A 25,946-nucleotide genomic window follows, 5' to 3' on the forward strand; every position below is an offset into this window, starting at 1 on the left:
CCTTTTACAAGGCTACGCCCGATCACCCGAACAGGGCGTCGATGGCATCCTGGGAGGTGCGGTTGGGGTCGCCGTCCATGGCCGGTCCGTTCAGGAGAGCCTCGTCCCCCTGCCGCTCCGGCATCTGGAAGGCCTCCACGTCGTTGAAGCTCTCCAGGCCGCCCCAGATCTGCGCCATCTGGGTCACGCGCTCCTCGATGAACTTCATGGAGCCCACGACCTTGCTGATGCGCTGGCCGGTAATGTCCTGGAAATTGCAGGCCTCGAAGATCGTGATGACCCGGTCCGAGATCTGCCGCGCCATCTCGGCATCCTGGCCGGAGAGCTGGGAGGCCAGCTTTCCCGTGATCTCGTCGATCTCCTCGGCGGCCGCCAGGATGCTGTTGGTGGCGGCCTCCGTGCCGCAGACCACGGCCCCGAGCTCGTCGGTGACGCTCGTCACCTGCCCGCCCGGGGTGTGGGAGTGAAGGGTTGCGATCTCGCGCTTGGTGCGCTGGATCGATTCCGTGATGGCGTCGAGCTCGTCCTTGAGGTGGAGCGCCTCGCGCAGATCGGTCCGGATCTGGTCGAGAAGAGCCTTGGAGGCTCCGCTGCTCGGCTCGAGGGCGGCGTGGATGGCCGCCATGCCCCGCATGATCTCAGCATGCCGGCGGGCCGCGATGCTCTCGCGGGACTGGGCCAGGAGATCCAGGCTCAGGGGATCGAAGGAAACGGGCGGTGGGAGACGCATGGCGGCTACTCACCCAGCACGGCGGCGATCTTCGAGCGCAGGGTGTCGGCGTTGAAGGGCTTGACGATGTAGTTGTTGACGCCGGCCTGCTTGGCCGCGACCACGTTCTCGGTCTTGGCCTCGGCGGTGATCATGATGAAGGGCAGGCTGCCCAGCTCCGCATCGGCCCGCACCTGCTGCAGCAGCTCGAAGCCGGTCATGGGCGCCATGTTCCAGTCGGAGATCACCAGCCCGTACTTCTTCTCCTTCAGCTTGCCCAGAGCCTCCGAGCCGTCCTTCGCCTCGTCGACGTCGTTGAAGCCGATCTGCTTCAGAAGGTTGCGGATGATGCGCAGCATCGTCTGGTAATCGTCAACGATGAGCACCGGGAGAGACGTGTTCAATGCCATGATGTTTCGGCCTGCAAAGTAAGAAAGGAATGTGAAGAAGCGCCTGTGACGGACACTTTTCAAAAAGGTTGTCGGGTGCTTGCCTTATGGCTCACGATGCTTGCCTCAAGCTGGCGTTGCCGCAGCAAAAAGCCCGGCCGAATGGCCGGGCTTCTGGTCTCACGCTTCGAGGAGAAATTGCTCAGTGCCGTAGTCCCGGCGCCTCCTGGCCTGTGCGGGCCACGTATTCCGTGTAGCCGCCGCCATATTGGTGAATGCCGTCCGGGGTGATTTCCAGAAGGCGGTTGGACAGGGCGGCCAGGAAGTGGCGATCGTGCGAGACGAAGAGCATGGTGCCCTCGTATTTCGACAGCGCGTCGATCAGCATCTCCTTGGTGGCCATGTCGAGATGGTTCGTGGGCTCGTCGAGCACCAGGAAGTTCGGCGGGTCGTAGAGCATCTTGGCCATCACGAGGCGCGCCTTCTCGCCGCCGGAGAGAACGCGGCATTTCTTCTCCGCGTCGTCCCCTGAGAAGCCGAAGCAGCCGGCGAGTGTGCGCAGGGACCCCTGCCCGGCCTGCGGGAACGAATCCTCCAGGAACTCGAACACGGTGCGGTCGCCCTCCAGCACCTCCATGGCGTGCTGGGCGAAGTAGCCCATCTTGACGCTCGCCCCGATGGTCACCGACCCTTCGTCGGGCGCCGTGGTGCCGGCCACGAGCTTCAGGAGCGTCGACTTGCCGGCGCCGTTGACGCCCATGACGCACCAGCGCTCCTTCCGGCGCACGCCGAAGTCGAAGCCCTCGTAGATGCTGCGGCTGCCATAGCGCTTGTGCACGTTCTTGAGGCTGACAACATCGTCGCCCGAGCGCGGCGCGGGCAGGAAGTCGAACGCCACCGATTGCCGGCGCTTGGGCGGCTCCACCCGGTCGATCTTCTCCAGCTTCTTGACCCGGCTCTGCACCTGGGCCGCATGGGAGGCGCGCGCCTTGAAGCGCTCGATGAACTTGATTTCTTTCGCGAGCATTGCCTGCTGGCGCTCGAACTGCGCCTGCTGCTGCTGCTCGTTCAACGCACGCTGCTGCTCGTAGAACTCGTAATTGCCCGAATAGGTGGTGAGCGAGCCGCCATCGATTTCCATGATCTTGTTGACGATGCGGTTCATGAAGGCGCGGTCGTGCGAGGTCATGAGCAGCGCGCCGTCATAGCCCTTGAGAAACTCCTCCAGCCAGATCAGGCTCTCGAGGTCGAGATGGTTGCTCGGCTCGTCGAGCAGCATCACGTCCGGGCGCATGAGCAGGATGCGGCCGAGCGCGACGCGCATCTTCCAGCCACCGGACAGGGCGCCCACGTCGCCGTCCATCATCTCCTGGGAAAAGCCGAGGCCTGCCAGAACCTCGCGCGCCCGGCCCTCCAGCGAATAGCCGTCGAGCTCCTCGTAGCGTGCCTGCACCTCGCCGTAGCGTTCGATGATCCTGTCGAGATCGTCCGCCTTGTCCGGGTCGACCATGGCGGCTTCGAGCTCGCGCAGTTCCGCCGCCACGGCGCTCACGGGACCTGCGCCCTCCATCACCTCGGCGGCGGCGCTGCGGCCGGCCATCTCGCCCACGTCCTGGCTGAAATACCCGATGGTGATGCCGCGATCGACGGAGACTTGGCCCTCGTCCGGCTGCTCCTCCTTGGTGACCATGCGAAAGAGCGTGGTCTTTCCCGCGCCGTTGGGACCCACGAGGCCGATCTTCTCGCCCTTCTGAAGGGTGCCCGACGCCTCGATGAAGAGGATCCGGTGGCTGTTCTGCTTGCTGACGTTCTCGATGCGAATCATGGGTCTTTGAAACTTGAAGATGTTGGGCGGCGCAGAAAAAGCCCGGCCATGAGGCCGGGCTTTTCACGGTATGGTTTCAGCGTGTGGCGGCTTTAAGCCACGAACTGCCCGTGGCAGTGCTTGAACTTCTTGCCCGAGCCGCACGGGCAGGGCTCGTTGCGGCTGACGCGGCCCCAGCTGGCGGGGTCGTTCGGATCGCGGGACGGCGTCGGCTCGGTGGCTGCTGCGGCCGCAAAACCAAGCGCCGGTCCGGCTCCGAGGGCGCCGCCTTGAGGCCTGTCGAACTCGTTCTCGCCGGTGGCGGGATCGAGGTGCTGGGCGAACATGGGCGGCAATTCCTGCGGCTCCGGCTGCTGGAACACCACCTGGATGCGCATGAGCTGGCCCGTCACCTGCTCGCGCAGATGGCCGATCAGACCGTTGAACAGCTCGAAGGCCTCCGACTTGTATTCGTTGAGCGGATCGCGCTGGGCGAGCCCACGCCAACCGATGACCTGGCGCAGGTGGTCGAGGGTCACGAGGTGCTCGCGCCAGAGGTGATCCAGGCTCTGCAGCAGAACCTGCTTCTCCACGTAGTCCATGACCTCGGCGGAATTCGCCTCGATGCGCTGGGCATAGGCCTCGTCGGCCGCCTTGGTGATGCGCTCGCGGATCTCATCGTCGGCGATGCCCTCTTCCTTCGCCCATTCCTCGATCGGCAGATCGAGGTTGAGGAAGTTGATAACGTTGTTCTTCAGGCCCTCGACATCCCACTGCTCGGCATAGGCCTGCTCGGGGATCGCGCGGGCGACGATGTCCTCGATCACCCCATGGCGCATGTCGTCGATGGTCTCGCGCACGCTCTCCTGGGCCATGAACTCCTTGCGCTGCTCGAACACGACCTTGCGCTGGTCGTTCATGACGTTGTCGTATTTCAGGATGTTCTTGCGGATGTCGAAGTTGCGCGCCTCGACCTTCGCCTGCGCCCGCTCAATGGCCTTGTTGATCCACGGGTGGATGATGGCCTCGCCCTCTTTCAGGCCGAGCTTCTGCAGCATGCCGTCCATGCGGTCGGAGCCGAAGATGCGCATCAGGTCGTCCTGAAGCGACAGGTAGAACTTGGAGCGGCCGGGATCGCCCTGGCGGCCGGAGCGGCCGCGCAGCTGGTTGTCGATGCGCCGCGACTCGTGGCGCTCGGTGCCGAGCACGTAGAGGCCGCCGGCGGCCAGCGCCTTCTCCTTGAAGGACGCCACCTCGTCGAGGATCTCCTTCTCGCGGCGGGCGCGCTCCTCGCCTTCGACGCCGACAAGCTCGCGCTCGATGCGCATCTTGGCGTTACCGCCAAGCTGGATGTCGGTGCCGCGGCCGGCCATGTTGGTGGCAATCGTGATCGCGCCCGGCACGCCGGCCTGGGCGACGATGAAGGCCTCCTGCTCGTGGAAGCGGGCGTTGAGCACCGCGAAGTGCTTGGTGCCGCGCCCGGCACGGGCGTCGCGGTAAAGGGGCTCGAGCGCCTGCGGGTTCTCGAAGTCGATCAGGGTGTAGCCGTCCTTGATCAGGAGCTCGGCCAGATGCTCGGACTTCTCGATCGAGGTGGTGCCCACCAGGATCGGCTGGCCCTTGGCCGAGGATTCCTCGATGTCGCGGATCACCGCCTGATAGCGCTCCTCGACGGTGCGGTAGACCTCGTCGTCGTCGTCGATGCGGGAGACCGGGCGGTTGGTCGGGATCTCGACCACCTCGAGATTGTAGATCTCCATGAACTCGTCGGCTTCGGTGGCCGCCGTGCCGGTCATGCCGCCGAGCTTGTCGTAGAGGCGGAAGTAGTTCTGGAACGTGATGGAGGCGAGCGTCTGGTTCTCAGGCTGGACCTGGACCTTCTCCTTGGCCTCGAGTGCCTGGTGCAGGCCCTCCGAATAGCGCCGGCCCTGCATCATGCGGCCGGTGAACTCGTCGATGATGACTACCTCGCCGTTGCGGACGATGTAATCCTTGTCGCGCTGGAACAGGGTGTGGGCGCGCAGCGCCTGGTTCATGTGATGGACCAGGGTCGCGTTCTGGGCGTCGTAAAGGTCGCCCTCCTTGAGAAGGCCGATTTCCCGCAGCAGCCCCTCGATCTTCTCGGTGCCGTCTTCGGTCAGCGAAACGGAGCGCTGCTTCTCGTCGAGCTCGTAGTCGCTCTTGTCGAGGCGCGGGATCACCACGTCGATGGCGTTGTAGAGTTCGGAGCGGTCATCGAGCGGGCCGGAAATGATGAGCGGCGTGCGGGCCTCGTCGACCAGGATCGAGTCCACCTCGTCCACGATGGCGAAGTTGTGGCCCCGCTGGACCATCTGCGCCATCTCGTACTTCATGTTGTCGCGGAGATAATCGAAGCCGTATTCGTTGTTGGTCCCGTAGGTGATGTCGGACGCATAGGCCTGGGCGCGCTCCGCATCGTCGAGCCCGTGGACGATGACGCCCACCGACATTCCCAGGAAGCGGTAGATCTGGCCCATCCACTCCGAGTCGCGCTTGGCGAGGTAATCGTTCACCGTGACCACGTGGACGCCCTTGCCGGAGAGGGCGTTCAGGTAGACCGGCAGCGTCGCCACCAGGGTCTTGCCCTCACCGGTCCGCATTTCGGCGATCGAGCCCTCGTGGAGGACCATGCCGCCGATGAGCTGCACGTCGAAGTGGCGCTGGCCGAGGGTCCGCTTGGCCGCCTCGCGGACGGTGGCAAAGGCCGGGACCAGGATATCGTCCAGGGTCTTGCCGGCTGCAAGCTGAGCCTTGAAGTCCTCCGTGCGGGCGCGGAGCTGATCGTCGGACAGGGCCTCCAGCTCGGCCTCCATCGCGTTGATGGCCGCGACCTTGGGCCGGTAGGACTTCAGCCGGCGATCGTTGACCGAGCCAAAGATTTTCTTCGCGAGAGAACCGAACATCGGGAGCCTTCGAAAATTCCGTAAAGAGACAAGGGGCGTTTGCGCCGCCTTATAGACCTAATTATGCCAGAGCGCATCTTAAAGGCTGTGCCTTTAATGGCGCAGCCTCAAGGGGGCACCCGGCAGGGCCGTTCAAGACCCTGCGAGCGGCGATGCTGTGACATAAATATGCCATTACTTGCAAACGTAAACACATTCGGCCATCTGATCGTCGCTGCCCGTGGGCGATCACGCTCACCAGAGGAAACACAATGAATCGCTCACTCACGCTCCGGAAGAGCCTTCTCTCCCTCGGCGCCGCCCTGCCGCTCCTGGCCGGCGCCGCCCTCGCCCAGACCCCCGCAACGCCTGCGGCCCCGGCCACGTCGCCCGCGACGGTTCCCGCCGTCGATCCCGCCAAGGTGGTCGCCCGCGTCAACGGAATCGAGATCACGGAAGGCGATCTTGCCATCGCGGCCGAGGATTCGGCCCTGCAGATGCCCAACATTCCCGACGAACAGAAGCGGGACCTGCTCATCGGCTACATGATCGACCTCAAGCTCGGCGCCAAGGCGGCCGAGGCCGCCAAGGTCGGCAGCGGCGCCGAATTCGCCCGCAAGCTCGCCTACAACCGGGACAAGACCCTGCTCGACCAGTACCTGGAGCAGGAGGCCAAGAAGGCCGTGACCGCGGAGGCCGCCCGCAAGCTCTATGAGGAGACCGTCAAGAGCGTGCCGGCCGAGCAGGAGGTCCGGGCCCGTCACATCCTGGTGGAGAACGAGGAGGAGGCGAAGAAGATCGCGGCCCGCGTGAAGGGCGGCGAGGATTTTGCCAAGGTGGCCGGCGAGGTTTCCAAGGACCCGGGCTCCAAGACCGACGGCGGCGATCTCGGCTTCTTCACCAAGGACCGCATGGTCGAGCCCTTCGCCGAAGCCGCCTTCAAGCTCGAGCCCGGCCAGATCTCCGACCCCGTCAAGAGCCAGTTCGGCTGGCACGTGATCAAGGTCGAGGAAAAGCGCAGCAAGCCGGCGCCGACTTTCGAGGAAACCAAGGACCAGGTGGAAGCCTACCTTGCCCGCAAGGCCCAGCAGGACCTGATCCTCGGCCTGCGTAAGGATGCCAAGATCGAGCGCCTGGACGACAAGGGCAACCTGGTCGAGCAGAAGCAGCCGTAAGGGTTTTCAGCTTCAGAAAAGTTCAGGGCGGCCTTCAGGGCCGCCCTTTTTCTTTCCAGCGTGTCATTCCCGGCCGGAGCGAAGCGGAGGGGAAGGGAATCCATGGCGCCGAACGTGTTCATGGATCCCCTTCCCGGTCCTGCGGACCGCCGGGGATGACAATGCCCGATGGGGCAATGTCACTTGTTCGTCCGACCCATCCGGCCCGGATCGACACCACCCTCACGGTTGGTCTGGTTCTCCACGTCGCCCTGGAATGTCGAGCCGCCGTCGAGGTCGCGGGGGTCCTCGCCGGCCATGGTGGAGCCTTTCGACCGGCCGATGCCCGGGTCGACGGCGAGATCGCTGCGGGGACGGTCCTGGGGTTGGGTCTTGGGGTGCTTGCCTGTCACGGAAGGCCTCCATTGTTGTCAGACCGCGTCAACGGCGCGGGCGAAGCGTCGTTCCGCTCCGTGACAATGACGTTCCGTGAAGCTTGCACTTGACAAAAAGCCTTAAAAAACCACAGGTCGCGCTCGCAACGTCGTATCCCCACAGCTCTTGTCCGAGTCCTCCATGTCCAAGACCGTGTCTCCGCTCGCGCCCACGTCGTTCCCGACGCTTCCCGCCCTCGAGGGCGTCAGGATCGCCACCGCGGAAGCCGGCATCCGATACAGGAACAGGACGGACGTGCTCTATGTGACGCTGCCCAAGGACACGGCTGTGGCGGGCGTCTTCACCCGCTCCAAGTGCCCCTCAGCCCCGGTCGACTGGTGCCGCAAGAATTTGGCGAAGGGCACGGCGCGGGCGCTGGTGGTGAACTCGGGCAACGCCAATGCCTTTACCGGCAAGAAGGGCGCGGAAGCGGTGAAGCTCACCGCCGACATCGCCGCAGAAGCCGCGGGCTGCCGCGCCTCGCAGGTGTTCATCGCCTCCACGGGCGTCATCGGCGAGCCCCTCGACGCCAGCAAGTTCCAGGGCGTGCTGAGCGCCTGCGAGAAGAAGGCGAAGCCCACCGGCTGGACCGATGCGGCCAAGGCCATCATGACCACCGACACCTTCCCGAAGGTGGCGACCCGCACGGCCAAGATCGGCGGCGTCGACGTGACGATCAACGGCATCGCCAAGGGCGCCGGCATGATCGCCCCCGACATGGCCACCATGCTCTCCTTCGTGTTCACCGACGCGCCCATCGCCGCGCCGGTGCTGCAGACGCTTCTGAAGAAGGGTGCCGACAAGAGCTTCAACTGCGTGACGGTGGACAGCGACACCTCCACGTCCGATACGCTGCTCTTCTTCGCCACCGGAACGGCCGCGGCCAAGGGAGCACCCACGATTTCTCTGCCGAGCGACCGGCGCCTCAAGGAGTTCCGTGCGGCGCTCGAGAACCTCCTGTGTGACTTGGCCCAGCAGGTTGCCCGCGACGGCGAGGGCGCGCGCAAGTTCGTGACCGTGAAGGTGACGGGCGCCACGGGCGCGACCTCGGCCAAGCGCATCGCCATGGCGATCGCCAATTCACCCCTGGTGAAGACCGCGGTGGCCGGCGAGGACGCCAACTGGGGCCGCGTGGTCATGGCGGTGGGCAAGGCGGGCGAGCCCGCCGAGCGCGACAAGCTCGCGATCTGGTTCGGCGATATCCGGGTGGCCGTGAAGGGCGCCCGCGATCCGGACTACGACGAGGCGAAGACCTCCAGCTACATGAAGGGCGACGAGATCACGATCCGGCTCGATCTCGGCCTCGGCCGCGGCGAGGCGACCGCCTGGACCTGCGACCTGACCAAGGCCTATGTGGAGATCAACGGCGATTACCGGAGCTGATGGGGCTCCGCCTGAGCGGCTAAGGAATGACTTTGACAGTGACCTGAACCGGCCAGGTCGTGTCATTGCCCCACCGGTCTTGCCCGACCCAGGCCCACGTAAACTGGTCGGAACCTGCAAAGCCAGCCTTTGCCGCATAGACCACGGCTGTTCCTTGCGCAGTAGCAGATCCAACGGACGCCTTGTTTAGGATGCGCGCCTCGGAGATAGCAGAAAGCGAACCACCCAAAGTAATTCTGCATGCTTTCCCGGCTTTAACCGTCATCTCCAGATCAGTCGTTTGACCCTGCGCGGTTCGGAAAGCAGGATAGGAGCAGTTTTTGCCCTGAATGAGTTGTGCCTGCGCATCGTCAATCGGATGAAACAGGAAAATCAAAGTCGCGATAACAACGATTTTTTGCATAAGCCCCCGCAAGCTGTGCTGTACTTTTTATTTGATATAATTTCGATTAGACGTATTCGACCAACTGGAACTGGATAAGTTCTTTTGGCACTCAGTCCGGTTAGGGAACGACCGTAATCTTCCTCCGGATGGTCACCCGCATCGGTCCGCCATACCGCCCTTGTCCGATGAACGTGTAGGCGAATTCGTCAGGCCCTTGGTACCCGGGTTTGGCAAGGTAGTAGGGTTTGAGGCCCTCTACACCGGCTCTGCCGATCTTTGGCTTCTGCGAGATTACTGTTTCGGTAAGCGCGCCTGGAATACCGTCGAGGCCGAAAAGGCAGCCCTTACCGGCCTTCACGGTCAGTGGGCCCTCAACTTCGGAGATCTCGCCGGTGAAGTAAACCGGGGCCCCCGAGCAGTTTTGGGCGAGCGCGTCGGAGGCAAATGCCACACATCCGATGATGCTTGCGGCAACGAGGGAAACATATTTGCTCATTGGAAGACTCTTGGCGTTGTCAGTCATGCAATTGAGTAACATACATTGATTGATGCTGGGAGGCAGTTTCGGCAAGAAGGTGAATCGGACACTCAAGCGGAACCTGTGCCATAGCGCACGAGAGATTCAATTCGCTCCGCCCCGAGTTTCAGGCTAAGAGACCGGCCCTGAGCCACTCCCTCACGCGCCCAGCGGATCTTTGACGTGCCCCCTCTCAAGCTCACCCTCGTCGTTGCCGTCGCCCTGATCGACACTGACAACCGCATCCTCCTGGCCCAGCGCCCGGAAGGAAAGCAGCTGGCCGGTTTGTGGGAGTTTCCCGGCGGCAAGGTGGAGCCGGGCGAGCGGCCGGAGGAGACGCTGATCCGGGAGCTGCGCGAGGAGCTCGGGATCGTCGTGAAGGAGCCCTGCCTCGCGCCGCTGACCTTCGCGAGCTACGCTTACGAGACCTTCCACCTGCTCATGCCGCTCTATGTCTGCCGCCGCTGGGAGGGCTTCGTGCAGCCGCTGGAGGGACAGGGGCTGAAATGGGTCAGGCCGCAGGAGCTGCGCTCCTATCCCATGCCGCCGGCCGACGAGCCGCTGATCCCCTTCCTTGTCGATCTCCTGACCTGAGGTCGCGCATGTCCACAGCCCATGGGGAAGCACCCTCGCTTCCCGCAGCCCCGACCCCGGTTTTTCTGGCGGCGAACCTCCTCGTCTGCTCGATGCTGTGGTCCACCTCGTTCCTGTTCATCAAGCTGAGCGGAAACATCAACCCCTTCGTGCTGGCCTCGATCCGCGGCCTCATCGGCGCGTCGGCCCTCCTCGTGTGGTTCGCCGTGCAGGCCAAGAGCCTCCGCCCCGACAACGGCCAGTGGCACCATTGGCTGGTTCTCGGCGCCCTCAACGGCTGGATCCCGAATGTCCTCGTGGCTCATGCGCTGACCCAGATCGGAACCGCCCCGGCGGCGATGATCCAGGCCTCGGGGCCGCTCATCGTCGCGGTTCTGTCGCACCTGCTCTATGCGGACGAGCGGCTGACATTGCGGCGCTTCGTGGGCGTCCTCGTCGGCCTTGCGGGCATGGGCATTCTCATCGGTCCGGCGGCCCTGCCGGACAGCGGCATCAGTCCCTGGGGCGCAGGGGCCATGGTGGCGACCGCTCTCAGCTATGCCACCGCGAACCTCTATGTCCGCTCCATCCGGCAGGCGGACCCGGCCCGCCTCGCTCTCGGTCAGCAGATCTGCTCGGCCATTCCGGCAACCGTGCTGGCGCTCGTCGTCACCGGCCCGTCCGCCTTCGCCGCCGTGCCGGACAGTGCGGCTTCGCTGCTGGCGCTGGGCATCGTCTCCACCGCCCTGCCGATCCTGCTCTTCATGCGGCTCATCCGCCGCGCCGGCCCAACCCGGGCCTCGATGGTCGGTTATCTCCAGCCGGTCTGGACGACGATCCTCGCACTCCTGTTCCTCAACGAGAGCATCGGCCTGCGTGAGATGATCGGCGGCGCCGTGGTGCTGTCCGGCGTCGCGCTCGTGTCGTTGAGCGGACGCTTCAGATCAGTTCGTTGAGCACCGCGCGGGTTTCCGGCGGGATCTCCACCGGGCGCTGGGTTTCTCGGTCCACATAGACATGGACGAAGTGCCCTTGCGCCGCCGCTGCTTGAGCGCCCTGCCTGAAGATGCCGATTCGGTAGCGCACCGACGAGCGCCCGAGATGCGAAACCGCGATCCCGGCCTCCAGCGCATCGGGAAAGGCGACGCTCTCGAAATAGGTGCAGCCCGATTCGACCACGAGACCGACCACGGGGCTCTCGGTGATGGCGAGCAGCCCTTTCTCGACAAGCCAGCCGTTCACGGCGCTGTCGAAATACGAGTAGTAATGCACATTGTTCACGTGCCCGTAAGCATCGTTATCCATCCAGCGAGTAGCGATGGGGCGAAACAGCTTGAATTCCGAGCGGTCGGGGCGAGAAGGGCGATCAGTCATAGCGCGTCTTACCAGGCCGCTTCGTAAATCGCGCGCGCATCGTCGAGGGTGAGCGGGCGCGGATTGTTCACGAGCAGCCGGGTCTGCTTCATGGCATCCTCGGCCATCATCGGCACCGCGTCCTGCGGGATGCCCACGTCGCGCAGGCGCGGCTGCAGACCGACCTTTGTGCAAAGATCGGCCAGCGCTTCGACGAAGGCCGAGCCCGTGGCGCGGCCTTCGAGTTCCGGGAAAGCATGGGGGGCGAGCTCCGCATAAGCGGCCTCGCAGGCGCTCGCGTTGAACCGCAGCACGTGCGGCAGCACGAGGGCGTTGGAGAGCCCGTGCGGAATGCCGAAATGCCCGCCGATGGGGTAGGCCAGCGCATGAACGGCAGCGACCGGCGAATTGGCGAAGGCCTGGCCCGCCAGCATGGAGCCCAGCAGCATGGCGGAGCGCGCCTCCACATCCTGTCCCTGATGCACCGCGCGCTCGATGTTGCGGCCAAGCAGGCGCAGCGCTTCCCTGGCGAGCGCCTGCGAGACCGGATTGTTGTTGGCGCTCGTCGAGGTGAAAGCCTCGATGGCATGGACCATGGCGTCGATGCCGGTGGCCGCCGTCACATGGGGCGGGAGGCCGAGCGTGAGATCGGGATCGAGCAGCGCGATGTCGGGAATGATCGTGGGCGAGACCACGCCCTTCTTCTCGTGCGCGCCGGTGGTGACGATGGAGATCGGCGTCACCTCCGATCCCGTGCCTGCCGTGGTGGGAATGGCCAGCAGCGGCAGGCGCGGTCCTTTCGCGACTCCCACGCCGTAGATGTCGGACAAGCTCTCGCCGCTGGCAGCCAGCAGCGCCACGAGCTTCGCCACGTCGATGGAGGAGCCTCCGCCGAAGCCGATCACGGCACGCGCGTCGAACGCTTTCGCTTTCTCGACAGCCGCCAGCACCACGTCTTCCGGCGGATCGGCCACGACGGCATCGAACACGTCGACGGCAATGCCAGCCTGCTCCAGGGCATGGAGAGCCGGCGCGATGAGCCCGGCCTTCACAAGGCCCGCATCGGTGACGAGCGCCACCCGGGGTCCGAGACGCTGGGCGGCGATTTCGCCTAAGCGCGCGATGCTGCCGGAACCGAAGACGAGGGACGGAGCGGTGTTGAAGGTGAACGGCGACATAGGTGCTTCCCGAGATGGGATTTGTGTGCGCCGAAGATGCCTCGTGCTTGCCGGGGCAGCAACCCGGATTCCTTACACCCTTAGGAGAACGCTAGCGCATCGTGCGGACCCGGAGGGCCGCGTCAGCGAAAAGTGGATCCGGTTTTCCGCTCCGAACGATGCGCCAGCATGTGGAAGAAGCATTGGACCCAAAAGTGGCTGCCACTTTTGGGTCCAATGCTTTACTCCGTGAACTCCTCGATGGCGTCCACCTTGTTCGGGTAGAAGGCGAGATGCTCCCTGATGGCGGCGACCGAGGGGAAGGGCTCCTCGTAGCTCCAGGCCGCGTTCTCGCGGACGAGCCCGCCTCCGTTGACGGTGAAATAGGAGGCCTGCCCCTTATAGGGGCAATGGGTGTGATGGTCGGTGGAATCCAGGAGATCCATGCGCACATCCTCGCGCGGGATGTACTGCACCGGCGGGTAGCTCGCCTCCTGCAGGGTCAGCGCCTGCGTGGTCTCCGCGATGATGAAGCCGCCGAGCATGACCCGGATGCGGTTCGGGTTCTGCTTGATGGTGATCGGATGATCCGGGCCGGGCTCCTTCATGGCGCTTCCTTCTCCAAGACGTATCGTCTGGAGAATGAAGATAGGGCGGCCTGGTTGCACCCCAAGGCGCGAGCGGGCCGGCTAATCCTTGTCGGGCTTTGGCGCCCCCTCCTTCACGCCCAGAGCATCGGCCAGGCGCATCTTGGCGGAGCCGGGGCGCAGGGGCTTCTGCTGGCTCTCGTGCGGGGTCCAGCCGGAGAGCCAGACGATCTCGAAGGTCGCGGGGATCCGCCCGTCGGGCTCGCCGAAGCGTTCGGCATAGATCTCCGCCGCCCGCAACAGGGTGGCGCGCCGCAGCGGGGTCCGCCGGCGGTCGTTGAGCGCGTTGGTCAGCCCCATCTGGCGCAGGTCGCGCATGAGCGCGAAGGCGGTGGCATAACGCACGCGAACGATGTCGGAATCCGTCACCGGCAGGGCAAAGCCCGCCCGCTGGAGCAACCCACCGATGTCGCGCAGATCCGCGAAGGGTGCCACCCGGGGACTGACGCCGCCCTCGACCTCCGATTCCGCCTGCGTGAGGGACTGGCGCAATTCGGTGAGGGTGCTTCCGCCGAGCAGCGCTCCGACGAACAGGCCATCGGGCTTGAGGGCGCGCCGGATCTGGATGAGAGAGCCCGGCAGATCGTTCACGGAATGAAGCGACAGGAGCGATACGGCCAGATCGAAAGTCTCGCCCGAGAACGGCAGGCGCTCCTCGTCCCCGAGAACGCTCCCCGGCTCCGGCACCGGCGACAGGCGGATCACCGTCCCGGCGCGCCCGCTCCGGCGCAGGGCCTCCGCGGCGGCCGGCGTTGGCGTGCCCACGTCGAGCGCGAGCGGGAACTCCCGCAGCACGGTCGAGAGCCGCTCCTCCAGGTCTTCGGCGGCGCGGACCAACAGGAAGTCGGCATAGCCTTGGTGCAGCGCGCGGGCGAGGCGGCGGCGGACGAGGGGACGATCAAAAACGAGGGGCGTGCTCATGAGGCGCTGGATATGGCGTGTTCGGGCGCAGGAACCAAGGCTTTTTTGATTCTCCGGCAGGGAGGTGGCAGGGCACAGTTCATCGGCTAAGCTTCGCTCATGAGCGAGCCCCTCGATGCCGAGCCGATCCAACTCCGCGGCCGCCTTCGCCAGACGGCGCAGGGGGCCTGGCGCTCGGCCTTGGGCCTCCTCTACCCGCCCACCTGCATCGCCTGCCAGGCGGCCACCGGGGAGCCTCACACCCTCTGCGCCTCCTGCTGGTCGGGCGTGCGCTTCATCGAGCGCCCCTATTGCGAGCGGCTCGGCACTCCCTTTGCGGTCGATCTCGGCCAGCCGCTGCTCTCGCCGGCGGCCATCGCCGACCCGCCGGTGTTCCAGCGGGCCCGGGCCGTCGCCGAATATGACGGCACCGCGAGCCTCCTCGTGCACCGGCTGAAATACAACGACCGGCTGGAACTCGCCCGGGCCCTTGGCGGCATGATGGCGCGCGCCGGCGCGGAGCTTCTGGCGGACGCGGACGTGATCGTGCCCGTGCCGCTCCACCGCTGGCGGCTTTGGTGGCGGCGTTTCAACCAGGCCATGGCTCTCGCCAAGGTCGTCTCGACGGAGAGCGGCGTGCCCTGCGATCCGTTCCTGCTCGCCCGCGTCAGGCGCACCCGCCGGCAGGTGGGTCTCACCAAGGCGCAGCGGCAGGAGAACCTGCAAGGGGCCTTCCGCGTCCCCGCCGAAGTGAAGGCGCGGCTGAAGGGCAGGCGGGTGCTCCTCGTCGACGACGTGCTGACCACCGGCTCCACGGCCAATGCCGCCTCGCGGGCGCTCCTGCGCGGCGGCGCGGCCTCCGTCGACGTCCTGGCCTTCGCCCGGGTGGTGAAGGAGTTGTGACGCAGGCGTAAAGCTTCCTATATCCTCCCGACCACAGGAGATTGTCCGACCATGCCTGCCATCACGATCTACACGAAAAGCTGGTGCCCTTATTGCTCGGCCGCCAAGAAGCTTCTCAACGAGAAGGGCGTCGAGTTCACCGAAATCGACATCGAGAAGAAGCCCGAAGCCAGGGCGGAGATGATCCAGAAGGCCAAGGGCCGCTCCACCGTTCCGCAAATCTTTATCGGCGAAAAGCATGTCGGCGGCTGCGATGACCTGTATGATCTTGATGACAGGGGCCAGCTCGAGCCTTTATTGCAGGCCTGACGGAGACTGAAATTCCATGAACCCGACCCGCTTCACCGCCGCCTGCATCCAGATGCGCTCCGGGCGCGATGTCCTCAAGAACCGCGACGACGCGGTGGCCCTGGTGCGCCAGGCTGCCGACCAGGGCGCCCATTTCGCTCAGACACCGGAGATGACCTCGCTCGTCTGCCGCGACCGGGCGGAGCTGTTCTCCAAGGTCGGGCCGGAGGCGCAGGATCCGGTGCTGGCGGCTCTGCGCCAAGTCGCTCGGGAGCGGGGCATCGTGGTGCAGATCGGCTCCATCGCCGTCAAGGAGGGTGACAAGGTCGCCAACCGGGCCTTCCTGATCGACCGGGATGGCGAGATCATCACATCCTACGACAAGATCCACCTCTACGACGTAGACCTGCCGAACGGCGAGAGCTGGCGCGAATCGGCCACCTATACCGGCGGCGCCTCGGCCGTTGCCGCCGAGACGCCCTGGGGCTATCTCGGCATGACGATCTGCTACGACGTGCGCTTCGCCGCCCTCTATAAGGCGCTCGCCGACAACGGCGCCTCCTTCCTGTCGGCCCCGGCCGCCTTCACCAAACAGACCGGCGAGGCGCACTGGCACGTGCTGCACCGGGCCCGGGCCATCGAGACCGGCTCTTTCATGATCTCGGCCGCGCAAGCGGGCCTGCACGAGGACGGGCGCGAAACCTATGGCCATTCGCTGATCGTCGATCCCTGGGGCCGCATTCTGGCCGAAGGCGGCACGGAGCCCGGCGTGTTCCTGGCTGAGATCGACACGGCCCTCGTGACGGAGGTGCGCGGCCGCATCCCGACCCTCAAGAACGCCCGCCCCTTCAAGGTCGAGGTGGTTCCCACCATCGAGACGGATCGGGCGGCCACCGCCTGATCCCCTTCCTTTTCGAAGCCTGAATTCTTACGTCTCACACGGACATGATCAAATACGCCCTGGCCTGTGAGCAGGCCCATGAGTTCGAGAGCTGGTTTCCCTCAAGCGACGCGTTCGAAACGCAGCGCAAGCGCGGCTTCGTGACCTGCCCGTTCTGCAACTCCGCCAAGGTCGAGAAGCAGATCATGGCGCCCTCGGTTTCACGCACGGACAAAGCCCCCAAGGCGCCCGGCCCCGAAACGCAGCCCATGGCGGTACTCTCCGACAAGGAGCGGGAGATCCGCGCTGCCCTGCGGGCTCTGCGCGAGCACGTAATGAAGAATGCCGAGAACGTGGGCAAGGACTTCGTCGAGGAAGCCCGCAAGATGCATTTCGGCGAGACGGAGGAGCGGTCGATCTACGGCGAGGCGGATCTCGCCGAAGCCAAGGCATTGCTGGAGGAAGGCATCGACGTGCTGCCCCTGCCGGTCGTGCCCGACGACCGGAACTAGCCGTCACGCTTGGGGATTACGCCTCCTCTGAACGGATTTACGCGAGGCGTTCCTTGGCGGTCTTCTTCACCAGCGACACCCATTTCGGCGACCCCCGGGTGCTGCGCATCGACAAGCGTCCGTTCAAGACGATCCCAGACCATGACGAGGCGCTCATCGCCAACTGGAACGCGGTTGTCTCGCCCGACGACGAGGTCTGGCATCTGGGCGACTTCGCCCTTCATGTGCGCCCGGAGCGGATCGACGAGCTGCTCTCCCTTCTCAACGGCCGCAAGCACCTGATCACCGGCAACAACGACGGCGCGGCGACCCTTGCCGCCAAGGGCTGGGAGAGCGTGCAGGCCTATGCCGAGCTGATGCTCGACGGGCAGGCGGTCGTCATGTGCCATTACGCCTTCCGCACCTGGAAGAACATGGGCCGCGGCTGGATCGACCTGCATGGCCACTCCCACGGCAAGCTGAAACCCCAGACCCTGCAATACGATGTGGGCGTGGATGCCTGGGATTACCGGCCCGTCACGCTCGAGACGGTTCTCGGCACCCGACGCCGGCGCATGGCAGTCGGGGTGGTCTGATTCAGCAGAGTTGCTCCTGGTTTCGTGATGGGAGAGATGTGCCTGTGGCTTTTTCTTAGGATTCTTTGCTTTATGACCGGCTCCGATCAGAAGGAGTCATCGATGGATCTGCCGAAAAGCGACTTGAGGCCCACGCGACGCATCTCGCTGATGCGCAAGTTCTTCGACAGCGAAGCCTCCGGCGGCATTATTCTCATGGGCGTGACGGTGATCGCCCTGGCGATCGCCAACTCGCCCCTGGCCGACGCTTATTTCGGCCTGCTCAAGACCTACGTCTTCGGGCTCAGCGTCCTGCACTGGATCAACGACGCGCTCATGGCGGTGTTCTTCCTGCTGGTCGGCCTCGAGATCAAGCGTGAGATGCTCGACGGGCAGCTCTCCACCTGGCCGCGGCGCATGCTGCCCGGCATCGCGGCCTTCGGCGGCATGGTCGTGCCGGCGCTCGTCTATCTCGCCATCACGTGGAACGAGCCGCATCTGCGCCAGGGCTGGGCGATCCCAGCCGCCACCGACATTGCCTTCGCGCTCGGCGTTCTGGCGATCCTTGGCACCAGGGTGCCGACCTCCCTCAAGATCTTCCTGACGGCGCTGGCGATCCTCGACGATCTCGGCGCGATCATCATCATCGCCCTGTTCTACACGAGCGATCTGTCGCTGATGATGCTGGGCGCGGCGGTCCTGTGCCTTGTGGTGCTGGTAGCCTTCAACCGCTTCGGGATCGCGTCGCTCCTGCCTTATCTGGCAGTCGGTGCCATTCTCTGGTTCTTCGTTTTGAAATCGGGCATCCACGCCACCCTGGCGGGCGTCGCCCTCGCGCTCACAATTCCGCTTCAAGACAAGCCGAAGGAGACACGCGCGGAGGATTCGCCCCTGCACCGGCTGGAGCATGCCCTGCACAAGCCCGTGGCGTACGCCATCATCCCGATCTTCGGCCTCGCCAATGCGGGCGTGTCCCTGTCGGGCCTCTCCCTGGATGCGCTCCTGAGCCCCCTCCCCCTCGGCATCGCCATGGGGCTCTTCATCGGCAAGCAGCTCGGCGTCTATGCCTTCTCGGAGCTCGCGATCAGGCTCAACCTCGCCGATGTCCCGGCGGGCGCGACACGGGTCCAGTGCTATGGCGTCGCGCTGTTGTGCGGCATCGGCTTCACCATGAGCCTGTTCATCGGCGCGCTCGCCTTCCCGGATCAGCCGGAACTGGGGGACGCCACCAAGATCGGCGTGCTCATGGGCTCGGTCCTGTCGGCGGTCGCAGGGTATGTGCTGCTCAGCATCGCCCCGCGGGAGATGCCGCTCAGGCCTTCGAGGCCAGCAGCATATAATTGACAGCCGTATCGCGGGACAGCGACCAGCTGTCCCGCAACGGGTTGTAGGTCACGCCTGCGAGATCATGGACGGCAAACCCTGCCGTTCGGATCGAGTCGGTCAACTCGTCCGGGGTGACGAACTTGTCCCACTCGTGGGTGCCCTTGGGCAGCCAGCCCAGGATGTACTCGGCTCCCACGATGGCGGACGCGAAGGAGCGCAGGGTCCGGTTGATGGTCGCCATGGCGAGGCAGCCGCCGGGGCGCACCGCCTGGGCGCAGGCCGTCACGAAGGCCTGCCGGTCCGCCACGTGCTCCACCACCTCCATGGCGAGCACCATGTCGAAGGTCTCGGCCTTGGCGACGACGGACTCCACGGTCTCGTTGCGATACTCGACCGGCACCCCCGCGCGCTCCGCATGGAGCCGGGCGACGGAGATGTTGGTCGGGGCGGGGTCGAGCCCCGTCACCCGGGCGCCCAGGCGCGCGAGCGGCTCAGACAGCACGCCCCCGCCGCAGCCGACGTCCAGGATGGTGATGCCCTCCAGCGAGCGGGCGGAGCGCGGGTCGCGCCCGAAGCGGCGGCAGGCCTCGTCGCGGATATAGCTCAGGCGCACCGGATTGAACTTGTGCAGGACCTTCATGGGGCCTTTTGGGTCCCACCAGGTCTCGGCGATCTTCTCGAAACGGGCGACCTCGGCGGGGTCGATGGTGGTGGATGCGCCGTGGGTCATAGAAGCCTGATTCCTTAGACGAAGAAATGATTCCCGCGCGTTGACAGGGCGCGGCCCTACCGTCATGTATACGCGCCTTTCGCGGCTCGAAGGGCAAAATTTTCCCTGAACCCTTAACGGCCCTCTTCGACCATGCCCCGTCTCGTGATGAAGTTCGGCGGAACATCCGTCGCCACCGTAGAGCGCATCCGCAACGTGGCCCGGCATGTGAAACGCGAGGTCGAGGCCGGCTATGACGTGGCCGTGGTGGTCTCCGCCATGGCGGGCAAGACCAACGAACTCGTCGGCTGGGTCAAGGATGCGTCAGCCCTCTACGATTCCAAGGAATACGACGTGGTCGTCGCTTCCGGCGAGCAGGTGACCTCCGGTCTCCTCGCCCTCGCCTTGCAGGAAATGGGCCTCAAGGCCCGGTCCTGGCAGGGCTGGCAGATCCCGATCATGACCTCCGAGGCCCATGGCTCGGCCCGCATCGCGGCCATCGATGGCACCGGCATCGTCAAGGGCTTCACGGACGATAGGCAAGTCGCCGTCGTGTCCGGCTTCCAGGGCGTCCATCAGCCCTCGGGCCGCATCACCACCCTCGGCCGCGGCGGCTCGGACACCAGCGCCGTGGCGCTGGCCGCCGCCATTCAGGCCGAGCGCTGCGACATCTATACGGATGTCGACGGCGTCTACACCACCGACCCGCGCATCGTGCCCAAGGCCCGGCGCCTGGACAAGGTTTCTTACGAGGAAATGCTGGAAATGGCCTCGCTGGGGGCCAAGGTGCTCCAGGTGCGCTCGGTGGAGCTCGCCATGATGCACCGCGTTCCGACCTATGTGCGCTCCAGCTTCGACGACCCTGCCGATCCCAAGCTCGGCACCCTCATCTGCGACGAGGAAGACATCATGGAACAGCAGATTGTCACGGGCATCGCCTATTCGCGCGACGAAGCCCAGATCACGCTGCGGGACATCGCCGACAAGCCGGGCATCGCCGCTTCGATCTTCGTGCCCCTGGCCGAGGCCAACATCAACGTGGACATGATCATTCAGGTCGTGTCCGACAACGCGGCCACCACGGACCTGACCTTCACAGTGCCGACCGCCGATTACGAGCGGGCTTGCGCGATCCTGAACGCCCGCAGGGACGAGATCCGCTTCCAGGACCTCCAGGGTGCCACCGACGTGGTGAAGGTCTCGGCCATCGGCGTGGGCATGCGCAGCCATGCGGGCGTGGCGGCCCGGGCTTTCAAGGCCTTGGCCGACAAGGGCATCAACATCCGGGCGATCACCACGTCCGAGATCAAATTCTCGGTCCTGATCGAATCCGCCTATACGGAACTTGCGGTTCGCACGCTCCACTCGCTATACGGCCTTGATCAAGCCTGATTGACGAGGGATCAGTCGGGCTGCGACAGTGACCATGCCGCCGCCGGCCCGCCCTGCCGGCCCTTGAAGGACGGGAACAGATAAGCTCATGCCAAGCGCTCCCGGCGGTCCGCGCCTCCTGCTGCGCCGCCTCCGCGAGATCATGGCGGAGCCGGTCGGGGCGCAGGACCGTCTCGACAAGATCGTCACCCAGATCGCCGCGAACATGGTGGCGGAGGTGTGCTCCGTCTATGTCATGCGCGGCGACGGCGTGCTCGAGCTCTTCGCCACCGAAGGCCTGAACCGGGAGGCCGTCCACCTCACCGTCATGCGCTCGGGCGAGGGCCTCGTGGGCCTGATCGCCTCGACCGCCGAGCCGCTCGCCCTGTCAGACGCCCAGAGCCACCCGTCCTTCTCCTATAAGCCGGAGACGGGTGAAGAGGTCTACCACGCCTTCCTGGGCGTGCCCCTGCTGCGCGCGGGCAACACGCTGGGCGTCCTCGTCGTCCAGAACCGCACCTACCGGGTCTACACCGAGGAGGAGGTCGAAGCCCTCCAGACCACCGCCATGGTGGTGGCCGAGATGCTCGCCACGGGCGAGCTGCAGGCCCTGGCCCCGGTGGAAACCGGCATTGCGCTCCGCCGCCCGGTCTACCAGAAGGGCGTCGCACTCGCCGAAGGCGTGGGCCTCGGCCATGTGGTGCTCCACGAGCCCCGGGTGGTGGTCAAGAACCTCATCGCCGAGAATATCGAGGCCGAGCTGAAGCGGCTCGATGCGGCCATCGGCGAGGTGCGCCTGTCCATCGACGAGCTCATCGAGCGCGGGGACGTCGCCCATCACGGCGAGCACCGGGAGGTTCTGGAGACCTTCCGCATGTTCGCCCATGACCAGGGCTGGCTCCGGCGCATGCGCGAGGCGGTGACCTCCGGCTTGACGGCGGAAGCCGCCGTCGAGCGGGTGCAGTCCGACAACCGCGCCCGCATGCTGCGCCAGACGGATCCCTACCTGCGCGAGCGCCTGCACGACCTCGACGATCTCGCCAACCGCCTGCTCCACCGGCTGGTCGGGCGGGATTTCGTGATGGAGCGCGAGAACCTTCCCGAGAACGCCATCATCGTGGCCCGCTCCATGGGCCCGGCGGCCCTCCTCGACTACGACCGCTCGCGCCTGCGCGGCCTCGTGCTCGAAGAGGGCGGGCCGACGAGCCACATCGCCATCGTGGCCCGGGCGCTCGGCATCCCGGCGGTCGGCGAGGTGTCGAACGCGACCTCGCTGACGGAACCGGGCGATGCCATCATCGTCGACGGCGCCGCGGGCGAGGTGCAGATCCGCCCCAATCCGGACGTGGAGGCGGCGTACGCCGAGAAGGCGCGGCTGCGCGCCCGCCGGCAGGAGCAGTATCTCAAGCTGCGGGACGTGCCCTCCGTGAGCAAGGACGGGGTCGAGGTCACCCTGCAGATCAATGCCGGCCTCGTGGTCGACCTGCCGCATCTGGCCGAAACCGGGGCCGCGGGCGTCGGCCTGTTCCGCACGGAGCTGCAGTTCATGATCGCCGCGCGGATGCCCTCGGCTTCCGAGCAGCAGGCGCTCTACAGCACCGTCTTCGCGGAAGCCGGCGACCGGCCGGTCACCTTCCGCACCCTCGACATCGGCGGCGACAAGATCCTGCCCTACATGCAGTCCGTCGAGGAGGAGAACCCGGCCCTCGGCTGGCGCGCCATCCGCATCGGCCTCGACCGTCCGGGCCTGCTGCGCGCCCAGATCCGCGCCCTCCTCAAGGCGGCGGCCGGACGGCCCCTGAAGATCATGTTCCCCATGGTGGCGACCTGCGACGAGTTCGAGCGCGCCAAGCTGCTCGTGGAGCGGGAAAAGGCTCACCTCGCCAACCACGGCCATCCCCTGCCCTCGGACCTGAAGCTCGGCGTCATGCTGGAGGTTCCCTCCCTCCTATTCCAGCTCAGGGAAATCTGCGAGAGCGCCGATTTCGTCTCGCTGGGCACCAACGACCTGATGCAGTTCCTCTTCGCCATCGACCGGGAGAACCGGCGCGTGGCGGACCGCTTCGACCCCTTGAGCGCGCCCATGCTGCGGGCCCTGAACATGGTGGCCGAGCAGGCCGAGGCCGCGGGGTGCGTGGCGACGGTCTGCGGCGAGATCGGCGGACGCCCCCTCGAGGCCATGGCCCTGATCGGCCTCGGCTTCCGGTCGCTCTCCATGTCCCCGGCAGCCATCGGCCCGGTGAAGGCCATGCTGCTCGAGATGAACGTCGCCGAGGTCAGCGCCCTGATCCGCGATGAACTGAAGAATGCCGGGGGCGGCCAGACGCTGCGCCCGAAGCTTGCCCATTTTGCGGAAACCCATGGTATTCCGGTCTGATGTCGATTGCCCCTCCTTCTGATCGCCTGAACGCAATTCTCGCCCGCCATGACATCATCATGGCGACGCTCAATGCCGGGCCCGATCCTGAAACCTTCGTGGCCCTCTCCCGCGAGCTCGCCGAACTCGACGGCGTGGTGGGGGCCATCCGCGCCTATCGGACCATGGAGGACAACCTGCAGGGCCTCCAGGCCATGCTCGACGATCCATCGATGGATTCCGAGATGCGCTCGCTCGCCGAAGAGGAGCTGCCGCAGGCCCGGGAAGACCTGGAGAAAGCCGCCCAGGACCTGCGCCTCATGCTCCTGCCCAAGGACGAGGCGGACGAGAAGAGCGCCATCCTGGAAATCCGCGCCGGCACCGGCGGCGACGAGGCGGCCCTGTTCGCCGGCGACCTGCTGCGCATGTACACCCGCTACGCGGACCTGAAGGGCTGGAAGGTCGAGATCGTCTCCGAGAGCGAGGGCACGGCGGGCGGCTACAAGGAAGTGGTGGCGGAGATCAAGGGCCGGGGCGTGTTCGCCCGCCTCAAGTTCGAGAGCGGCGTCCACCGGGTCCAGCGGGTGCCGGATACGGAAACGCAAGGGCGCATCCACACCTCCGCGGCGACCGTCGCCGTGCTGCCCGAAGCCGAGGACGTGGACATCGTCATCAACGATGCGGACCTGAAGATCGACACCATGCGGGCTCAAGGCGCCGGCGGCCAGCACGTCAACAAGACCGAGTCGGCGATCCGCATCACCCATATCCCCAGCGGGATGGTGGTTTTCGTTCAGGACGAGCGCTCCCAGCACAAGAACCGCGCCCGCGCCATGGCGCTCCTGCGCGCCCGCCTCTACGACGCCGAGCGCACCGCCAAGGACGCTGCCCGCGCCGCCGACCGCAAGGCACAGGTGGGCTCCGGCGACCGCTCCGAGCGCATCCGCACCTACAACTTCCCTCAGGGGCGCGTCACCGACCACCGGATCAACCTGACCCTCTACAAGCTCGAGGAAGTGATGGTGGGCAACGCCCTCGACGAGCTGATCGACGCCCTGGTGACGGAGCATCAGGCGGCCCAGCTCGCCGCCCAGGACCAGGCGGCATGATCGAGGGCGGGATCGAAGGCCTCAGCCACATCACGCTCATCACCCGCGACCTTGCCCGCATGAGCGCCATCATCGAAGGGGCGCTCGGCGGCCGGGAGATCTACTCGTCCGGCGACGACACCTTCTCCCTCTCCCGCGAAAAGTTCTTCGATGTGGGCGGGCTCTGGATCGCCGTGATGGAGGGCGAGAGCCTTGCCACGCGCACCTACAACCACGTCGCCTTCAAGATCCCGGCCTCCGCCATCGAGGACTACCGCCAGCGCATCGAGGCGCTGGGGCTGGAGTTCCGCGAGTCCCGGCCCCGGGTCGAGGGCGAAGGCCACTCGCTCTACTTCTACGACGACGACAACCACCTGTTCGAGCTCCACACCGGCACCCTGGAGGAGCGGCTGGAGCGCTACCGGCAGGGCCGGAATCCTTGAAAACCCGCGCAGAGGCCCTGAAGGAGCTGCGCCGGACCCTCACCGAGGCCGGCTTCGACACCGCGGCCCTGGACGCCCGGCTGCTCCTTCTGACAGTCCTTGGCATTTCAGCGACAGATCTTATCACCTGGCCTGACACTCCTCTTACCTCGGAGCAGGCTGACACCCTCGCCGCCTTCATGAACAGGCGCCTCGCCCATGAGCCGGTGGCCCGGATCGTCGGCGAGCGGGAGTTCTGGGGCCTGCCCTTCCGCCTCTCCCCGGAGACCCTGGTCCCTCGCCCGGACACGGAGACCCTGGTCGAGACCGTGCTCGCCCTGCTTCCCGACCGTCAGGCTCCGTTGAAGGTCGTGGACTTCGGCACCGGGTCGGGCTGCATCCTGGTGGCGCTGCTGCACGAACTGCCGAACGCCACGGGTCTCGGGGTCGACCTGTCCTTTGGTGCCCTTGTGACAGCCCGTGCCAATGCCATTGGAAACCGGGTTGGCAGCCGCTGCCATTTCGCCCTGTCCCGCTGGGCCGATGCGATTGCAGGCCGGTTCGACCTGATCGTCTCGAACCCGCCCTACATCGCCTCCGGGGTCATCCCGACCCTGGACCAGGAGGTGCGCGAGCACGACCCGCGGCTCGCCCTCGACGGCGGCTCGGACGGGCTGGAGCCCTACCGGATCCTTTTGGGCGAAGCGGAGCGGCTTCTGGCGCCCGGAGGCCTGCTGGCCCTGGAGATCGGCTACGACCAGGCCGAGGATTTAGAAAGCTTGGCCGGTTCCCATGGGCTTGAAGTCTTGAGGATCGCGCACGATCTATCGGGTAACCCGCGCTGCATCGCCATGAGGCGATTGTGATGGCCTGGGTGAGGCTTTCTTGTCCCAGGATGGGATAAAGTCGGAAATAGCCCTTGTTGGACCGAGAGGAACCCGCTAGATTCAGGGTAGAGATCGTCCTCGGTCTAAACAAATCGGCAGCCCCTTGGGGGCATGCCGGAAGACCAAACGATATCAATCGCGCAGGCAGGGGCTTTTGAACGAAACGGCCTGGCGCGATCACTTGAACCCGACACTGAAGGATGGCCGAGCCTCTCGAAGGCTGTGGCTGAACGACAGACGGTTTGCCACGCGAACGGTGGGCGTTGAGCCCGTTCGTTGAATATTGGCTTGCATATCGCGTGGGCTTTTAAGAACCAGCGAGGCTCGTAGAGCGAAAAATG

The 25,946-nt window shown here is 65.6% G+C and carries 27 protein-coding genes; 15 read left to right on the forward strand and 12 right to left on the reverse strand.

What is annotated here, in order from left to right; all coding sequences use genetic code 11:
• Nucleotides 1–22 precede the first annotated feature (22 nt).
• From JAO75_RS01560 to secA, 4 genes are all read right to left on the reverse strand, one after another.
• Nucleotides 23–730, reverse strand: a complete 708-nt coding sequence (locus JAO75_RS01560; RefSeq protein WP_199046085.1) for a protein phosphatase CheZ — start codon at nucleotides 728–730, stop codon at nucleotides 23–25.
• A 5-nt stretch (nucleotides 731–735) separates the two neighbouring features.
• Nucleotides 736–1,119 carry a response regulator gene (locus JAO75_RS01565; RefSeq protein WP_036358554.1) on the reverse strand — a complete coding sequence of 128 codons (384 nt, stop codon included), beginning with the start codon at nucleotides 1,117–1,119 and terminating at the stop codon, nucleotides 736–738.
• Between the two features lie 181 nt (nucleotides 1,120–1,300).
• A complete protein-coding gene (locus tag JAO75_RS01570) occupies nucleotides 1,301–2,923 on the reverse strand; it encodes an ABC-F family ATP-binding cassette domain-containing protein (RefSeq protein ID WP_199046087.1) in 1,623 nt (540 codons plus the stop codon).
• Between the two features lie 92 nt (nucleotides 2,924–3,015).
• Nucleotides 3,016–5,826 carry a preprotein translocase subunit SecA gene (gene secA, locus JAO75_RS01575; RefSeq protein WP_199046089.1) on the reverse strand — a complete coding sequence of 937 codons (2,811 nt, stop codon included), beginning with the start codon at nucleotides 5,824–5,826 and terminating at the stop codon, nucleotides 3,016–3,018.
• Nucleotides 5,827–6,077: 251 nt separating this feature from the next.
• Between secA and JAO75_RS01580 the strand changes: the two genes are divergently transcribed.
• Nucleotides 6,078–6,980, forward strand: a complete 903-nt coding sequence (locus JAO75_RS01580; RefSeq protein ID WP_199046091.1) for a peptidylprolyl isomerase — start codon at nucleotides 6,078–6,080, stop codon at nucleotides 6,978–6,980.
• Between the two features lie 179 nt (nucleotides 6,981–7,159).
• On the opposite strand, the gene JAO75_RS01585 is transcribed toward JAO75_RS01580, so the two are convergent.
• On the reverse strand, nucleotides 7,160–7,372 hold the full coding sequence (locus tag JAO75_RS01585; protein ID WP_199046093.1) for a hypothetical protein: 213 nt from the start codon (nucleotides 7,370–7,372) through the stop codon (nucleotides 7,160–7,162).
• Between the two features lie 163 nt (nucleotides 7,373–7,535).
• Between JAO75_RS01585 and argJ the strand changes: the two genes are divergently transcribed.
• Nucleotides 7,536–8,777, forward strand: coding sequence for a bifunctional glutamate N-acetyltransferase/amino-acid acetyltransferase ArgJ (gene argJ / locus JAO75_RS01590; RefSeq protein ID WP_199046095.1), 1,242 nt, complete (start codon nucleotides 7,536–7,538; stop codon nucleotides 8,775–8,777).
• 19 nt (nucleotides 8,778–8,796) lie between these two features.
• Here the strand turns inward: argJ and JAO75_RS01595 are convergent, their stop codons facing one another.
• Both JAO75_RS01595 and JAO75_RS01600 read right to left on the reverse strand, forming a co-directional pair.
• A complete protein-coding gene (locus JAO75_RS01595; RefSeq protein ID WP_199046097.1) occupies nucleotides 8,797–9,180 on the reverse strand; it encodes a hypothetical protein in 384 nt (127 codons plus the stop codon).
• A gap of 100 nt (nucleotides 9,181–9,280) precedes the next feature.
• Nucleotides 9,281–9,658, reverse strand: coding sequence for a hypothetical protein (locus JAO75_RS01600; RefSeq protein WP_199046099.1), 378 nt, complete (start codon nucleotides 9,656–9,658; stop codon nucleotides 9,281–9,283).
• 204 nt (nucleotides 9,659–9,862) lie between these two features.
• Here JAO75_RS01600 and JAO75_RS01605 point away from each other — a divergent pair, with 204 nt between their 5' ends.
• Nucleotides 9,863–10,273 carry an NUDIX domain-containing protein gene (locus JAO75_RS01605; RefSeq protein WP_199046101.1) on the forward strand — a complete coding sequence of 137 codons (411 nt, stop codon included), beginning with the start codon at nucleotides 9,863–9,865 and terminating at the stop codon, nucleotides 10,271–10,273.
• An 8-nt stretch (nucleotides 10,274–10,281) separates the two neighbouring features.
• Nucleotides 10,282–11,208, forward strand: coding sequence for a DMT family transporter (locus JAO75_RS01610; protein WP_199046103.1), 927 nt, complete (start codon nucleotides 10,282–10,284; stop codon nucleotides 11,206–11,208).
• Here JAO75_RS01610 and JAO75_RS01615 read toward each other — a convergent pair.
• The 4 genes from JAO75_RS01615 to JAO75_RS01630 all read right to left on the reverse strand — a co-directional run bounded on the left by JAO75_RS01615 (nucleotide 11,192) and on the right by JAO75_RS01630 (nucleotide 14,330).
• Nucleotides 11,192–11,626: an acyl-CoA thioesterase gene (locus JAO75_RS01615; protein ID WP_199046105.1), complete on the reverse strand. Its 435-nt coding sequence runs from the start codon at nucleotides 11,624–11,626 to the stop codon at nucleotides 11,192–11,194. The genes JAO75_RS01610 and JAO75_RS01615 overlap by 17 nt on opposite strands.
• Before the next feature lie 8 nt (nucleotides 11,627–11,634).
• Complete coding sequence (locus JAO75_RS01620; RefSeq protein WP_199046107.1) at nucleotides 11,635–12,783, reverse strand: iron-containing alcohol dehydrogenase; 1,149 nt, start codon at nucleotides 12,781–12,783, stop codon at nucleotides 11,635–11,637.
• A gap of 221 nt (nucleotides 12,784–13,004) precedes the next feature.
• The gene (locus JAO75_RS01625; RefSeq protein WP_199046109.1) at nucleotides 13,005–13,370 is read right to left on the reverse strand and encodes a DUF427 domain-containing protein; all 366 of its coding nucleotides are present in this window, start codon (nucleotides 13,368–13,370) and stop codon (nucleotides 13,005–13,007) included.
• 81 nt (nucleotides 13,371–13,451) lie between these two features.
• Entirely contained in the window at nucleotides 13,452–14,330 is an 879-nt protein-coding gene (locus JAO75_RS01630) for a methyltransferase domain-containing protein (RefSeq protein WP_199046111.1), read from the reverse strand.
• A 99-nt stretch (nucleotides 14,331–14,429) separates the two neighbouring features.
• Here JAO75_RS01630 and JAO75_RS01635 point away from each other — a divergent pair, with 99 nt between their 5' ends.
• The 6 genes from JAO75_RS01635 (at nucleotide 14,430) to nhaA (ending at nucleotide 18,790) form a co-directional block, all read left to right on the forward strand.
• Nucleotides 14,430–15,212 carry a ComF family protein gene (locus JAO75_RS01635; protein ID WP_199046114.1) on the forward strand — a complete coding sequence of 261 codons (783 nt, stop codon included), beginning with the start codon at nucleotides 14,430–14,432 and terminating at the stop codon, nucleotides 15,210–15,212.
• A gap of 51 nt (nucleotides 15,213–15,263) precedes the next feature.
• A complete protein-coding gene (grxC, locus tag JAO75_RS01640) occupies nucleotides 15,264–15,521 on the forward strand; it encodes a glutaredoxin 3 (protein WP_199046115.1) in 258 nt (85 codons plus the stop codon).
• 16 nt (nucleotides 15,522–15,537) lie between these two features.
• Nucleotides 15,538–16,401, forward strand: a complete 864-nt coding sequence (locus JAO75_RS01645; protein ID WP_199046117.1) for a carbon-nitrogen hydrolase family protein — start codon at nucleotides 15,538–15,540, stop codon at nucleotides 16,399–16,401.
• Nucleotides 16,402–16,445: 44 nt separating this feature from the next.
• A complete protein-coding gene (locus JAO75_RS01650) occupies nucleotides 16,446–16,892 on the forward strand; it encodes a DUF1178 family protein (protein WP_199046119.1) in 447 nt (148 codons plus the stop codon).
• Between the two features lie 53 nt (nucleotides 16,893–16,945).
• Nucleotides 16,946–17,467 carry a metallophosphoesterase family protein gene (locus JAO75_RS01655; protein ID WP_199046121.1) on the forward strand — a complete coding sequence of 174 codons (522 nt, stop codon included), beginning with the start codon at nucleotides 16,946–16,948 and terminating at the stop codon, nucleotides 17,465–17,467.
• Between the two features lie 102 nt (nucleotides 17,468–17,569).
• The gene (gene nhaA / locus JAO75_RS01660; RefSeq protein WP_199046123.1) at nucleotides 17,570–18,790 is read left to right on the forward strand and encodes a Na+/H+ antiporter NhaA; all 1,221 of its coding nucleotides are present in this window, start codon (nucleotides 17,570–17,572) and stop codon (nucleotides 18,788–18,790) included.
• On the opposite strand, the gene ubiG is transcribed toward nhaA, so the two are convergent.
• Nucleotides 18,759–19,502 carry a bifunctional 2-polyprenyl-6-hydroxyphenol methylase/3-demethylubiquinol 3-O-methyltransferase UbiG gene (ubiG, locus tag JAO75_RS01665; protein WP_199046125.1) on the reverse strand — a complete coding sequence of 248 codons (744 nt, stop codon included), beginning with the start codon at nucleotides 19,500–19,502 and terminating at the stop codon, nucleotides 18,759–18,761. The genes nhaA and ubiG overlap by 32 nt on opposite strands.
• A 132-nt stretch (nucleotides 19,503–19,634) precedes the next feature.
• Here ubiG and JAO75_RS01670 point away from each other — a divergent pair, with 132 nt between their 5' ends.
• The 5 genes from JAO75_RS01670 to prmC all read left to right on the forward strand — a co-directional run bounded on the left by JAO75_RS01670 (nucleotide 19,635) and on the right by prmC (nucleotide 25,584).
• A complete protein-coding gene (locus JAO75_RS01670; protein ID WP_199046127.1) occupies nucleotides 19,635–20,873 on the forward strand; it encodes an aspartate kinase in 1,239 nt (412 codons plus the stop codon).
• Nucleotides 20,874–20,961: 88 nt separating this feature from the next.
• Nucleotides 20,962–23,229: a phosphoenolpyruvate--protein phosphotransferase gene (gene ptsP, locus JAO75_RS01675; protein ID WP_199046129.1), complete on the forward strand. Its 2,268-nt coding sequence runs from the start codon at nucleotides 20,962–20,964 to the stop codon at nucleotides 23,227–23,229.
• Complete coding sequence (gene prfA, locus JAO75_RS01680) at nucleotides 23,229–24,317, forward strand: peptide chain release factor 1 (RefSeq protein ID WP_199046131.1); 1,089 nt, start codon at nucleotides 23,229–23,231, stop codon at nucleotides 24,315–24,317. The genes ptsP and prfA overlap by 1 nt, the downstream gene beginning before the upstream one ends.
• Nucleotides 24,314–24,739, forward strand: a complete 426-nt coding sequence (gene fosX, locus JAO75_RS01685; RefSeq protein ID WP_210340130.1) for a FosX/FosE/FosI family fosfomycin resistance hydrolase — start codon at nucleotides 24,314–24,316, stop codon at nucleotides 24,737–24,739. Before prfA ends, fosX begins: the two co-directional genes overlap by 4 nt.
• Complete coding sequence (gene prmC, locus JAO75_RS01690; RefSeq protein WP_199046133.1) at nucleotides 24,736–25,584, forward strand: peptide chain release factor N(5)-glutamine methyltransferase; 849 nt, start codon at nucleotides 24,736–24,738, stop codon at nucleotides 25,582–25,584. Before fosX ends, prmC begins: the two co-directional genes overlap by 4 nt.
• The last annotated feature ends 362 nt before the right edge of the window (nucleotides 25,585–25,946 follow it).

The sequence above is a fragment of the Microvirga splendida genome, assembly GCF_016427565.1.
GTDB classification, from domain to species: domain Bacteria; phylum Pseudomonadota; class Alphaproteobacteria; order Rhizobiales; family Beijerinckiaceae; genus Microvirga; species Microvirga splendida.